This window comes from Mucilaginibacter sp. NFX135 (assembly GCF_048565145.1).
Taxonomy (GTDB): domain Bacteria; phylum Bacteroidota; class Bacteroidia; order Sphingobacteriales; family Sphingobacteriaceae; genus Mucilaginibacter.
The window spans coordinates 2,572,063-2,585,093 of record NZ_CP183412.1 but is presented as its reverse complement, the minus strand read 5'-3'; the positions used below and the strand labels follow the sequence as shown (position 1 = coordinate 2,585,093).

General features: G+C 43.0%; 10 protein-coding genes. 1 reads left to right on the top strand and 9 read right to left on the bottom strand.

The window, feature by feature from the left end; all coding sequences use genetic code 11:
- Positions 1 to 440: 440 nt before the first annotated feature.
- From ACNURT_RS11095 to ACNURT_RS11075, 5 genes are all read right to left on the bottom strand, one after another.
- Entirely contained in the window at positions 441 to 1,877 is a 1,437-nt protein-coding gene (locus ACNURT_RS11095; protein WP_419701801.1) for a Glu/Leu/Phe/Val family dehydrogenase, read from the bottom strand.
- A gap of 152 nt (positions 1,878 to 2,029) precedes the next feature.
- Positions 2,030 to 2,239 carry a CcmD family protein gene (locus tag ACNURT_RS11090; protein WP_370998158.1) on the bottom strand — a complete coding sequence of 70 codons (210 nt, stop codon included), beginning with the start codon at positions 2,237 to 2,239 and terminating at the stop codon, positions 2,030 to 2,032.
- Positions 2,240 to 2,241: 2 nt separating this feature from the next.
- Positions 2,242 to 2,913: a cytochrome c biogenesis protein CcsA gene (gene ccsA / locus ACNURT_RS11085; protein WP_370998159.1), complete on the bottom strand. Its 672-nt coding sequence runs from the start codon at positions 2,911 to 2,913 to the stop codon at positions 2,242 to 2,244.
- Between the two features lie 156 nt (positions 2,914 to 3,069).
- Positions 3,070 to 4,260 (bottom strand): carboxypeptidase-like regulatory domain-containing protein, encoded by a 1,191-nt coding sequence (locus ACNURT_RS11080; protein ID WP_419701800.1) that lies wholly within the window; start codon positions 4,258 to 4,260, stop codon positions 3,070 to 3,072.
- A gap of 358 nt (positions 4,261 to 4,618) precedes the next feature.
- Positions 4,619 to 5,302 (bottom strand): heme exporter protein CcmB, encoded by a 684-nt coding sequence (locus ACNURT_RS11075; protein ID WP_172336915.1) that lies wholly within the window; start codon positions 5,300 to 5,302, stop codon positions 4,619 to 4,621.
- Between the two features lie 364 nt (positions 5,303 to 5,666).
- Between ACNURT_RS11075 and ACNURT_RS11070 the strand changes: the two genes are divergently transcribed.
- Entirely contained in the window at positions 5,667 to 6,152 is a 486-nt protein-coding gene (locus ACNURT_RS11070) for a methylated-DNA--[protein]-cysteine S-methyltransferase (RefSeq protein WP_370998161.1), read from the top strand.
- 3 nt (positions 6,153 to 6,155) lie between these two features.
- Here the strand turns inward: ACNURT_RS11070 and ACNURT_RS11065 are convergent, their stop codons facing one another.
- Genes ACNURT_RS11065 through ACNURT_RS11050 form a run of 4 tightly spaced genes read right to left on the bottom strand, consistent with a single transcriptional unit; the run spans position 6,156 to position 12,960 of the window.
- Positions 6,156 to 8,084 carry a response regulator gene (locus tag ACNURT_RS11065; protein WP_419701799.1) on the bottom strand — a complete coding sequence of 643 codons (1,929 nt, stop codon included), beginning with the start codon at positions 8,082 to 8,084 and terminating at the stop codon, positions 6,156 to 6,158.
- A gap of 20 nt (positions 8,085 to 8,104) precedes the next feature.
- Positions 8,105 to 8,695: a chemotaxis protein CheB gene (locus ACNURT_RS11060; RefSeq protein WP_419701798.1), complete on the bottom strand. Its 591-nt coding sequence runs from the start codon at positions 8,693 to 8,695 to the stop codon at positions 8,105 to 8,107.
- Entirely contained in the window at positions 8,685 to 9,509 is an 825-nt protein-coding gene (locus tag ACNURT_RS11055) for a CheR family methyltransferase (RefSeq protein WP_419701797.1), read from the bottom strand. Before ACNURT_RS11055 ends, ACNURT_RS11060 begins: the two co-directional genes overlap by 11 nt.
- Before the next feature lies 1 nt (position 9,510).
- Positions 9,511 to 12,960 carry a response regulator gene (locus ACNURT_RS11050; protein WP_419701796.1) on the bottom strand — a complete coding sequence of 1,150 codons (3,450 nt, stop codon included), beginning with the start codon at positions 12,958 to 12,960 and terminating at the stop codon, positions 9,511 to 9,513.
- Between the last annotated feature and the right edge of the window lie 71 nt (positions 12,961 to 13,031).

Here is a 13,031-nt window from a genome sequence, read left to right as displayed (position 1 = left end):
AAGAGGGGATTTGGAATCTCTATCTCCACGCGTCATTGCGAGGCACGAAGCAATCCCCGATTTACAGAGATGCCCTGTATAGCATAGAGATTGCTTCGTACCTCGCAATGACGGTTTAGGATACTTTTGGTATATTTACGTAAAGCAAATAACTATGAGTAACGAATGCAGACTAAGATTGGAATGGGTACCGGAGGCGTATAAGGAGGAGTGTGATAGTGCTTCTCCAAAATCTGTTTCCGCGACTCAGAAATTAATTAAACCATTGGTAAGGGAAAGCCAAAGCTTAAAAACCAGTAAAAGAAAATATAAAAGATAGATCGGTATAGTTCGCGATTGTTTCGTCGTTCCTCGCAATGACATAGTGGAGGTATAAAAACAAAAGCGGCAGGTTTTTCAACCCGCCGCTTCAAGCTCTGTCTTATCACAAAGTAATTTATTTATGGCCAAACACCAAGGTTTTGGTATGATACGGCTATTTTGTTGATAGCGCCTACCATGGCTGCATTACGTAGGGTTTCGATCTTAGGGTTGTTTTTGTAGATCTCTCTGATCTCATGGTATGAGCGGATCATAGTATCTTCCAGTCCGGAATTTACCAATTCCAATTCAGACGCGCCTTTGATGATGGTTGAACGCTGCATTGGTGTTAATGATGTACCGGTGATGCCCTCTACCATGTTGACCAGGTTAAGGTTGGAGTTTTCTTCAAACCTGCGGTTCATACGGCCAAAAGCCACATGGCTCAGGTTTTTTAACCATTCAAAGTAAGATACGGTTACACCGCCGGCATTAGCATACATATCCGGGATGATCAAACCGCCATTGGCATAAAATATAGCCTCGGCTTCCGGTGACGTTGGACCGTTTGCACCTTCGGCAATAATTTTTGCCTGTATATTACGGATGTTATATTCAGTGATCTGGTTTTCCAAAGCAGCTGGCACCAGGATATCGCATGGTTGCTCCAGGCCTTCCATGGTATTGGCAAATTCGCGCAGGGCACCGGCATAGCCTAAAATAGAACCGGTTGCTTTGCGGTGTTGAAAAACAGCTTCCACATCAAGCCCATCTTCGTTATAGATAGCGCCTTCAAACTCGCACAAACCAACAATAATGGCACCAAATTCACCCAAAAATTTAGCCGAATAGTAGCCCACATTACCTAAACCCTGTACAATTACTCTTTTACCTGCTAAACCTGGCAGCAAGCCCAATTTCTGCATATCCTCGCCAACGCTTACGCACTCGCGGATGGCAATAGCCACGCCACGACCGGTAGCTTCACGACGACCAGCGATACCATGTAACGCGATAGGTTTACCGGTAACGGCACCCATGGCATCCAACTGACCTGGGTTCATGGTAGCATAGGTATCAGCAATCCAGCTCATTTCGCGCTCGCCCGATCCATAATCCGGAGCAGGTACATCAATGCTGGGGCCAATAAAGTTTTTCTTGATCAATTCAACAGTATAACGGCGGGTGATGTTTTCCAGCTCGCTTACGGTGTAGTTTTTGGGATTTATTTTGATACCGCCCTTGGCGCCGCCAAACGGAACGTTCACAATGGCGCATTTGTAGGTCATTAAAGCGGCCAATGCCATTACCTCATCCTCGTTCACCATTTCGCTATAGCGGATACCGCCTTTGGTTGGCGATTGGTGGTGTGAGTGTTCAACCCTCCAAGCGTCGATCACCTCAAAACCATTGCCCCTGCGGATAGGGAAACGGAAGCGGTAAACACTGTTACATGATTTGATCTGGTCTAATAAACCAGCATCGTGTTTAGTAAACTGCGCTGCGTAATCGAAGTTTTTACATACGTCGCCAAAGAAGTGGGTATCCTGATCAGCAACTAAAATATTCGTAGCCATAATTGTTATATAAATATTAAACTCTTAAAAAAGTGCACAAATTTGGTACATTTTTTATCAATATCGCAAATATTTTATTGTTAGTGTTTCAGATACACCTTATAACAACCGTACAAAAACCATGTTTAAACAAGATAGGCAAATTTTTTGAACTATTTTTCTTTTTCGATTTTTTTTAATCGACGATCGATAGAGAACAAGTAAAAGGCTAATCCGGCAAAAATTATCACTATAGTAGCCACCACAACGTATATTTTGCCCGAGCTACGTAATACATTATCCATTTCAACCGCCGCGTTTTGTTGTGCAAAAACACGCGCAAAACTTAACATCAACAGTACTAAAACTATAAGCTTCTTCATTATTAATTTTCGTTCTTTTTATATTCAATTAAACGGATACGGTAACGTACCGAGGCTATCCAGATGCCCATAAAGCTCCAGGCAATAAAGGCAGGATATAATACCATGCGCATGCGGTTATCCAAATCGAGCTTACCAAAAGCGGGGTTACCACCATTACCTGGGTGCAATGAATCAGTCATCCGGGGTAGCACCATAATCAGTACAATCATTACCGGGAAAGCAAAAATGTTATATATGGCCGATATTTTGGCCCGTTTCTGCTCTTCGTCGATAGAGTTACGCAATACCGAATAAGCGCAGTACAACAAGAAGGCTATGGCGGCGCTGTTCTGTTTTGGATCGTTGCTCCAAAATTCACCCCAGGTATATTTGGCCCAAAGCATACCGGTTATCAGCCCCAGCACAAAAAAGAAAAGACCGGTATTGGCACATTCTACCGCAATAAGGTCATACTGCTCTTTGCCCGTATTTAAGTATTTGATACTGTAATAAACCGAAATAGTAAAAACCGTAAACATGGCCATCCACATAGGCACATGGAAATAGGTATTTCTAATTGTTTCGTGAACTATAGGCAGCTTGGGTACCCCAAGCAGTAAACCGGCTATCAGTGTGTAAATAATTACGATCACCGTTAAAACCTTCCACCAGGATTGATAAATAAATTTCATATTGATTGATGGGCAAATGTAGTGAATTATTGGTTCATTGGTTTACTTGTTCATTAGTTCATTGGTCTTTTATAGTTTATTTATGACCAGTTATTGTCATTTGATTATGCCACGTTTACCAATGAACAAATGACACCAATGAACGAGTGAGCCCCGTCAGTCCCCCGGTTCATAATCTACCGGCAGCAGATCGGCAAGCTTGGCTTTGGACCAGGTACCTTCATAAAGCGGACTTGGGTTTGATATTACGATGCCGTTCATATCAAACAAAATATAGTTACCGTAAAGTGTTACAATGCTGGTTTCATAGTTACCCATATCCAGCGGACGATAAACATCCTTAAACTCCGTAGTTTCTTCTTTTTTGGTGTATACTACGTATAAAAGATGCGGAAAAACAACAGCATATATGCCTTTTTCGGGTGTTTTGCGCAATATTTCGAATGATTGATAAGGGATGCGGCTCAGGTTTTCCCGGTTCCATTTGGTAAGGTTACTGATCCTGTACCAGTTCACCAGCGAATCGCGGTTGGGCGTAACATCCCGGTACCTTTTGATCTTTTGCAGGATCAGGGCTTCGTCCGGGCGTTCGCGGTTCAGCATGCGTGTAAAATCATGCGCCTCAAAGCCTTCTTCCTTCAGCCGGTCTTTATATAACGACCGGTAAAAATGCTGTGCAGAGCCATAATACGCCTGCTCGCGTTTTAACTTCCATGCCTTTTTTTGCTCTGCCGAACCGGGCAGTTCTTCAAACAAGGCCTTGCCGGCATATTGTATGGTATGTTCAATAGCATCACTTACAAAATTTTTGAGCAGGAATTTGGTACGATATCCCAACGCATGGTTTTCCACCACCAGGAACTCATCGCCAGAGGCTTCCAGCTGTTGTTTGTTTCGATGATAAATGAGATTGAGAATATGCGGATTAACCACCCGGCAAAGTTTGGAGTTTTCGGTAGTACCAATAAACTCACGCCTGAATTGTTCGTAATTCTTTTTCCAGTCGGCCGCGCTGCTGATCACTACTTCGCGCAGCATCAATACTTTTTGGGTAAGTTCGATATTGAGTTTTAGGGGTGCGCCGCTCACCTGTATCGTTTGGGAATAATCCTCATAGCCAACGGTAGTCACCACCAGTTCATACTGACCGGGTTTAACACCTCCGAGGGTAAATGAACCATCATCGGCTGTAACCGTACCATAAGTGGCATTGCTTAAAAACACGCTGGCCCGGGCTACCGGATTTTTGCCGTTGGCATTAACAATAGTACCGGTAATAGTAGTATTTTGAGCTATTACTACAAATGGGCAAACTATAAAAAGAAGAATGATCCAATAAGGCCGCATTAATGAGGGATACAATTTTTTTCCAAGGTACTAAAAAACACATTTTTTATGAACGCTTGATGAAATTGCCTGCATTTATTTATTGAGACAAGAAAGTTACAATGGAAGTTGGTTTGATAACAACTCTCACATCTGTTCCAATACTTGAAAAACATGTCATTGGAGCGCAGCGTGGCAATCTCCTCATTGTACTTCCGCATCATGCTTACTTGAATTGAACATGATGAGATTGCTTCGTCGTGCCTCCTCGCAATGACATGGTTTTTAGTTCTTTTTAAACGGGAAAATATAATACACTCTCCTGTTTGCTCTATTTTCTCTTGATTCCTGACTCTTATCTCTTGATTCTATAATATTATCAATCCCTCCAAAGGAAAGGAAAAAGTAAAAGCGCGGTGGTAATCACGATGGCATTAATGGCGCACAAAACGCCTATGTTACCCAGGCTCAGGCTTCTGTCTATCCCATCCATCGCGTTTTTACTGAGGCGAATAAGCACCAGGATCACCGGTATAATAACCGGAAAGCTCAGGATAGCCATCAGCGTACCGTTATTACCCGCCTTGGAGGCAATGGCCGATATCATGGTGAACACCGTTGAGAAACTCAGGCTGCCCAGCAACACGGTTAAAAAGTAAAAAAGCGGATCGCCAAGGGTGTTGGTAAAAAACACCATGTACACCAGCAAAGCCAGTATACTTAACAGGGCCATCAGCAAAACATTGTAGATGGTTTTTGACAGGATAATAGCCTGCGGACTGGCAATGGAATAATAATAAAGCAAGCGGCTCTTGCTCTCCTGCATAAAGCTTTTGGCTATAGCATTAACCGAAGCAAACAGCATAATGATCCAGAACAGTACGTTCCATACCACTTTGTAACCGTTACTGCCGCTAAAACCCGGTGTGAGGTTAAAGGAAATGTAGCAAATAAAAACGGTTGACACCACGTATAACAAAACACCATTAAAAGCATATTTTGATCGCCATTCGAGCAAAATTTCCTTTTTAAGCAGGTGCCAGGTTTCGTTAACGAGTTTCATGGCGTCAAAGGTAATTATTTGGTTCATTTGTTCATTGGTTTATTGGTGCATTGCTTTCCTTGCATTGACCATTGTTGCTTGGTCACCTCTCCTCGCCTGCGGCGGAAAGAGGGGTAACTCACTCGCGTCATTGCGATGGTACGAAGCAGGAGCCCCCTCTAAATCTCCCCCAAAGGGGGAGACTTCAAAAAAAGCACTTTAAAGCCCTGTCCTTTGGAGAGGGTTGGGTGAGGCTCTTGCTTCGTGCCCCGCAATGACGCGATTTTTATGAGATCGTCCTGACGCGTACATTTGACCAATTGTATCAATTGCATTAAATTTGAAAAATCGGCAATCCATTATCAACCTGTAAAAAATAAAACTCATGCCTGTTGCTTATTGTAATACCCCACTTGGCATCACCCGTATTATTGAAGAGGATGGTTTTATCGCTTCCATATCAGCAAGGGATGAGGAGTATGAAATTACACCGGCACCTACCCCATTGCTGCAAATGGCCATCGATCAGTTAGATGAATATTTTAAAGGCGAGCGTAAGGAATTTGATCTGCCCTTGAAACAAGCGGGTACACCTTTTCAGCAACAGGTATGGGACGAGTTATTGCAAATAAAATACGGAAGCACCATTACCTATGCCCAGCAATCAAACCGGATGAATAGTCCGCTGGCCATAAGGGCCATAGCATCGGCAAATGGCAAAAATGACCTGTGGATTGTGGTGCCCTGCCACCGGGTTATTGGTTCTGATGGCAGCCTAACCGGTTATGCAGGCGGGTTGTGGCGCAAGAAATGGTTGCTGGAACACGAAGCCAAAGTGATGGGCATTGGCCAAACCAAGCTTGATTTTTAGCGATTATACCACCTCCTTTAACAGTTGACTCATTTTTTCATGTAGTTGATACGGCTGAAAAGGTTTTGCCAATACATCATTCATACCAGAGGTTATGGCCTGTTCCTGCTCGTGCCCAAATGAAGATGCGGAAAGTGATATAATAGGGATGCTCCTTTTGGGTTCTTCAAAATCAACCCGTATGGTGCGGGCCGCTTCATAGCCGTTCATTTCGGGCATGTGCGTATCCATTAAAATAAGGTCGTATTTTTTGGTTTTCAGTTTTTCGATCAGCTTACGGCCGTTATCCACCATTTCAACTTCCACATTCCAGTCTTTGAGCATTTTCGATAGCATGAACTGGTTCACCATATTATCCTCGGCCACCAAAACAGTAACATTGTTAAAAGGGTTCAATACCTTATCGGGTTTACTGTTCATTTTTTCAACGGGTTTTGCTGCTATAGTATGCCAGTTTATAAAATTAAAAGTACTCCCTTTACCTATCTGACTGCTCAAGGTAAGTTCCCCGCCTTTTAACTCGGCCAGTTTTTTTACTATGGTTAGTCCAAGCCCTGTACCGCCATATTTGCTTACGGTGTCTTCTTCGGCCTGTTCAAATGATTCAAAAATTTTGCTGAGCCTGTCGGCCGGGATCCCGATGCCAGAATCTTCAACGCTGTATTTTAGTTTAACCTTATCGTTATGTTTTTGCAATACCGATACTTTTAGCTTAACATAACCCCTTTCGGTAAATTTAATAGCATTGCTCAGCAGGTTCATCAAGATCTGGTTCAGGCGTAGGGAATCAACCATGAGATCCGACGGCACATTGTTTTCTATCTCCAGTATAAATTCGATATTGCTTTCATCGGCCCTGAATTTAAGCAGGTCAAACGCTGCCTGGATAAGCTCACGTATATTATTGGGGGTACGTACAATATTAAACTTGCCGGCTTCTATCTTAGATATATCCAGCACATCATTGATAACGCCTAACAACGATTTGGAGGACGTTTCCAGCAAATTAAGCATGTTCTTTTGCTGCTCGTTTAGTTCGGTACGAAGCAGCAGGTCGGTTATGCCAATAATACCGTTAACCGGCGTACGCAATTCGTGGCTCATATTGGCCAAGAAGGTTTCTTTTACCTTTTTGCTGTACTCCGCATTTTCTTTTGACTTGATCAGCTGTTCCTGGTAACTTTTTTGCGGAGAAATATCACTAATGTTTAAAAAGATGGTTTTATTGTGATAAGATGCACGGCATTCTACCCATATTACCCGCTTATCAAAGGTTTCAAACTGCAACTCAAAAACGGCAAAATTGAGGTTGTCTTTGATGATCTCTCCCAGTTTTTTACGAAACAACGTTTTTTGATTTTCAACCGACAGATCAATAATACTTTTACCCAGTAACTCGGCCGATTTAAAACCCATAATAGTTTCAACCGCAGGGTTAATATTATTGATGCGGAGGTTTTGCGCATCAACCGAACAAATAATATCGGCAGAGTTTTTTACAACAATGGCAAAGTTTTGTAATTCTTCGTTCTTTAACCTGATCTCGGCCTGGCTGCGTGCCAGGTGCACAAATGAATCAACCTTGGCCGATGTAATATAAGGATCAAGCGGTTTATATAAATAATCAATAGCACCGGTACCCAAACCTTTTACAGCATATTTGGCCTCTTTAGATATAGCGGTCACAAATATCACCATGATATCCCGTGTACGCGGATTTGATTTGAGCATTTCAACCAGCTCAAAGCCATCCATCTCAGGCATCTGCACATCAATAAGGGCAATAGCAATATGCGTGTCCCAGGCAATTTTCAGGGCCTCATTTGGCGATGTTGTAGAGAATATGCGAATATCATCACGCTTTAATAATGCTTCAAGCGCAACAATATTTTCTTCTCTGTCATCAACAATAAGAATATTAACGGGACTCATTTAGTGCTAATGTAAGTGAATTACTGTGTATGCAAAAGTTTAAATATCTCATCTGTACGTAATATATATCCGGCTGCCCCATTGTTTATGGCCGATGCCGGCATTTCATTCATTTCAGCATCCTCCGGATGCTGGGCTATGGTAACGGCCCCGCTGTTTTTTAATTTTAGCATCCCTTCGGCGCCATCCTGATTGGCACCCGATAATAAAATAGCCATGCAACGATCTTTATAAACCTCAGCAGCGCTTTCAAAAGTTACATCAATGGATGGCTTGGAATACCAAACCGCCTCCGATACATCTAAACTAAAATACCTGCCTTTTTCTATGAGGGTGTGGTAATTAGCCGGTGCTATGTAGATCGTATTTTTTTCAAGAACGTCTTTATCTTCAATTTCTCGGAGTGACATACGGCTGTTCTCGGCAAAAAGTTTCGCTATTTCGCTAAAAAAGTTCCGCTTACGGTGGATAACAATGATCACCGTTTTACCAAGATCGGCCGGAAGCAGTTTTACCATCTGGAACAAAAGTTTAAACGACCCGGCAGAACCACCCAGCAATAATAACTCGGTGGTGCGCCAGCGTTCGAGTAAATTTTTATCAGGTCCCAATTTTTTGATAAATATTTTCCTTTTGATTGATCACCTTGAACTTTCGCTTAAAAGCTTCAGACCGTATGGTTTCTTTACTGCCTAAGCATAAATAACCTAAGGGACATAAACTTTTATAAAACAATTCCAGTATCCGTTCCTGCAGCTCTGTTTCAAAATAAATAAACACATTGCGACAGCTGATCAACTGAAACTCGTTAAAAACATCGTCAGATACTAAATTATGTACCGAAAACAGGGTATTCTGTTTCAGCTCATTATGCACCGACGCCGCATCATACAAAATAGTAAAATTATCTGATATAGAGCCTGTTAATCCCGTAAACTGATAATTTTCTGCATAACTTTTTATATTACGCAAACTATATATCCCTTTACGGGCTTCCCTCAATACTTCGGTATTGATATCGGTACCGTAAATGAATGATTTTTTGCTGAGCCCTGCCTCGCGCAGTAATATGGCCAGGGAATAAACCTCTTCGCCTGTAGAACAGCCCGCACACCATATTTTGGCATGCTGGTAGGTTGACAGATAGGGCATTACCTGCAAATTAAGCGCTTTATAAAACGACGGATCACGAAACATTTCGGTAACGTTCACCGTAATTTCTTCTAAGAAATACTGAAAAAAATGCTGATCATTAACCAGAGTGTGTTTCAGATCATAAAATTCCATCTTTTTCAATTGCATAATCCTCACCACCCGCCTTTTTAACGAGGCTTTGGTATAACCCGAAAAATCAAATCCGTGCACCCTTTTCACCAGGTCAATCAATTCGGTTATCTGGGTTGATGTTATAGCAATATCACTCATATCAACTCTCCAACCACAACTGCATCAATGAAATAAGCCTATCCATATCAACCGGTTTGGTAATATAATCATTAGCGCCGGCAGCTATACACTTTTCCCGGTCGTCTTTCATTGCTTTTGCGGTTAAAGCTATTACAGGCAGCTTGGCCCATTTGTTTTGCTTGCGTATATACCTGGTGGCTTCATACCCATCCATCTTAGGCATCATGATGTCCATCAATACAATGTTAATGTCAGGTACTTCCTCCAATTTGGCAATGGCTTCTTCGCCATCATTGGCTATCTCCACTACCAGGTCATAACTTTGCAGGGCGCTGCTCAACGCGAAAATATTGCGCATATCATCGTCCACAATAAGCACCTTTTTCCCTTTCAGGGCGCTTTTACCTTTCGAAGGTAGTTTTACTTTAGTAAACGCAGGCTGCTGATCATACTGGGCGCTGTTTGATTCGCTGATCTTATTCAGAAACAGGTTTACTTCGTCAATCAGCCTATCAGCCGATTTGTTGGTTTTTACCACCATGGCGTTGGCATACTGCATCAAACGGTTAACGGATGCCTTGTCGAGCTCCATGGCCGTGTTCACAATTACCGGGAGTGATGCGAAACGATCCACCTCCTTGATCTTGTCCAGCAGGTCGAGCCCGGAAATATCAGGCAGGTTGAGATCCAGGATCACGCATTGGTATTCGTTTTCATGCAGCATCCTGAAGGCCGATTCGCCATCAAATGCCTGGTCAACCGTAATACCCTGGCCCTGCATCATATCTTTCAAAGCCTGGCTTTGGGCCTTATGATCTTCAACCAATAATATCTGTTTGAATTTGGTGCCACTCTGCAGCATGATATCGGCAAAAAGCTTATCCAGTGTTTCGGTACTGATTGGCTTTTTCAGGAAGCTGATAGCACCTTCACGCCGTACCCGGTTTGCGGCGGCATCACCCGCCGACATCAAATGCACGGGTATGTGCATGGTTGACTCGTTGTTCTTCAGTTCCTTCAATATATGCCAGCCATCTTTGCCTGGCAGCATAATATCCAATATCACAGCATCGGGCATGTGTTCTTTCACGGTTTCAACAGCTGCAGTTCCCTCATGAACCATCACCGATTTATAGCCATGATCGCGGGCATAATCCTGCAGTATGTGGGCAAAGTTCTTATCATCTTCCACAATCACTACCAATGGTTCGCGGCCGCTGTCAATAGCTGTTTTGGCTACTTGAGCTAAAACTGGGCTCTCGGTTTTAAAGGTTTGCGCCGTTGGTAATATCTCTTCTTCATGTGGTGCCGCCTGTATAGCCTTCAATGGTATGGTGAGCACAAATTCGCTGCCTACCCCCTGTTCGCTGCTCAAACTGATGCTGCCGCCAAGCAGCATGGCCAGTTCGCGACTTATAGAGAGGCCTAAACCTGTACCGCCATACTTGCGACTGGTTGAGCCGTCGGCCTGTTGAAATGCCTCAAATATGATACGCTGCTTTTCGACAGGAATACCAATACCCGAATCTTTAATGGCAAAGCTTACCGTACCTTCTTTTGCACCCGGCTTTGCGGTAATAGTTATGGAGCCGTTTTCAGGGGTAAATTTAAACGCGTTGGAAAGCAGGTTTTTGATCACCTGTTCTACACGTACCTTATCGGTAAATATGGTTTTCGGCAAGCTTTTGGCAAGGTGGGTGCTGTAGTTGATCTTTTTGTTGCTTGCCACCTCGGCAAACAGCATTTCCATATCGTTCAAAATATCGGATACTTTAATATCCTCATTTTGCATATCCAGTTTGCCTGACTCAATTTTCGACAGATCCAGGATATCGTTGATCAGCGTAAGCAGATCGTTACCAGCGTTAAATATTACGCTGGCATATTTTACCTGATCTTCGGAAAGATTGGCCGGCTTGTTATCTTTTAATATCCGGGCCAATACCAGGATGCTATTCAGCGGTGTGCGAAGCTCATGGCTCATATTGGCCAAAAACTCCGATTTATACTTACCCGTTACTTCCAGTTCATCAACCTTAAGATTGATGGCGGCGCGGGCCTGTTCAATAGCTTCGTTCTTTTCTTCCAGCAGGCTGGCCTTTTCTTCCAGTTCGGCGTTAATGGTGCGTAACTCTTCCTGCTGTACGCGCAACTCCTCTTCCGATGCCTGCAACATTTCTGTTTTGTTCACCAACTCTTCGTTGGTAACGCGCATTTCTTCCTGTTGTGCTTCCAGCTCTTCAGCCTGTTGCTGGGTTTCTTCAAACAGGTCATGCATAATGGTACGGGCCTGAGCGGTGTTCACTGCAATACCAATATCATTAGCTACTGCCACTATGTAATCGTTATTGTTGGGTGTTAGCTCGCCGGCGTAAGCTACTTCCAGTACACCTTTTAATTTTTTATCAAAAAAGAAAGGGACAATAAAGTTTTCGGTTAAAGTTTCTTTGATCAGCGACGATTCGAGGTCGAACTTTTCATTCAGCTTGCCTTTAACAACCGCGGCTTTTTGATCCGCAGCTACCTGCCCAAGCCATCCTTCGGCTAACTGAATATTTTTCTTAATAAACTCAGGATTGTGAAAAGCGTACGAAGCGTATAACTCCAGGCGATGATGTGTTTCGTTATACAGATATAGCGTGCCCGCGGAGGCCTTGGTATAAGTACAAACTTCGGTGAGTATATTTCCGGATAGTTCCTTTTCGCTTTGCTGGCCCTGCATTTTTTCGTTCAGCTGCCCGGTGCCGGTAAGCAGCCAGTTTTTGGCTTCGTTTTCGGCCAATACTTTACCCAGTTCGGTATTGGTCACCTTAATTTCGGCCTCTATTTTTTTCTGCCGATCAAAAGTGCGTTGTATGTAAAAGAATAGTATCAGGATAATGACCAGGAATATAAATGAACCACCCACAATAACCCGGATAGCGGTAGTGGAAGCCGTTTCTGAACTGAGTTTACGTGCAGCCAATAAACTATTTTCCGCATCAATAATGTGGGTATTGAGCTGGCGTATCTCATCCATGCTCGCTTTCCCATTGGTAAACATCTGGTTTTGCACCATGTAATCAAGTCCCTTGCTTTCACGTACTTCAATATTTTCTTTTAAAATACGAAGCTGTTCAGATACTGATGACACTAAGGAATCGACCCGCTTAACCTGGGTAGGGTTATCTGTAACCATTCTCTTTAATTCCTGCAGATCGCCGTCGACCCTGGGCAACGCGTCATTATATGGCTCGAGGAATTTTTTATTCCCTGTGGCGCTGTAGCCACGCATACCGGTTTCGGCATCTATCATCAACTGCAACAAATTTGTTGATGTGCGGATAACTTTCTGGGTGTGGTCAACCCATTTATTATCCTCCTCAAACTGATGGATGCTGTTGTATGATAACACCCCAACTACTAAAACCAGAATAATGGATACTACAAAGCCGGCTAAAACCTGCTGGCGGAAAGAAAACTTTAACATGCAGACCTTTTGTTTATATTACAAATATGTTTAAAAAAAACCTTTTTACTATTTAAAAGGACAATAAACAT

Coding starts and splice junctions, on each gene's coding strand:
- ACNURT_RS11090 (WP_370998158.1), bottom strand. CDS start 2,239: ATGAAGAAGCTTATAGTTTTAGTACTGTTGATGTTAAGTTTTGCGCGT.
- ccsA (WP_370998159.1), bottom strand. CDS start 2,913: ATGAAATTTATTTATCAATCCTGGTGGAAGGTTTTAACGGTGATCGTA.
- ACNURT_RS11065 (WP_419701799.1), bottom strand. CDS start 8,084: ATGAGTCCCGTTAATATTCTTATTGTTGATGACAGAGAAGAAAATATT.
- ACNURT_RS11050 (WP_419701796.1), bottom strand. CDS start 12,960: ATGTTAAAGTTTTCTTTCCGCCAGCAGGTTTTAGCCGGCTTTGTAGTA.
- ACNURT_RS11070 (WP_370998161.1), top strand. CDS start 5,667: ATGCCTGTTGCTTATTGTAATACCCCACTTGGCATCACCCGTATTATT.
- ACNURT_RS11055 (WP_419701797.1), bottom strand. CDS start 9,509: ATGAGTGATATTGCTATAACATCAACCCAGATAACCGAATTGATTGAC.
- ACNURT_RS11095 (WP_419701801.1), bottom strand. CDS start 1,877: ATGGCTACGAATATTTTAGTTGCTGATCAGGATACCCACTTCTTTGGC.
- ACNURT_RS11080 (WP_419701800.1), bottom strand. CDS start 4,260: ATGCGGCCTTATTGGATCATTCTTCTTTTTATAGTTTGCCCATTTGTA.
- ACNURT_RS11075 (WP_172336915.1), bottom strand. CDS start 5,302: ATGAAACTCGTTAACGAAACCTGGCACCTGCTTAAAAAGGAAATTTTG.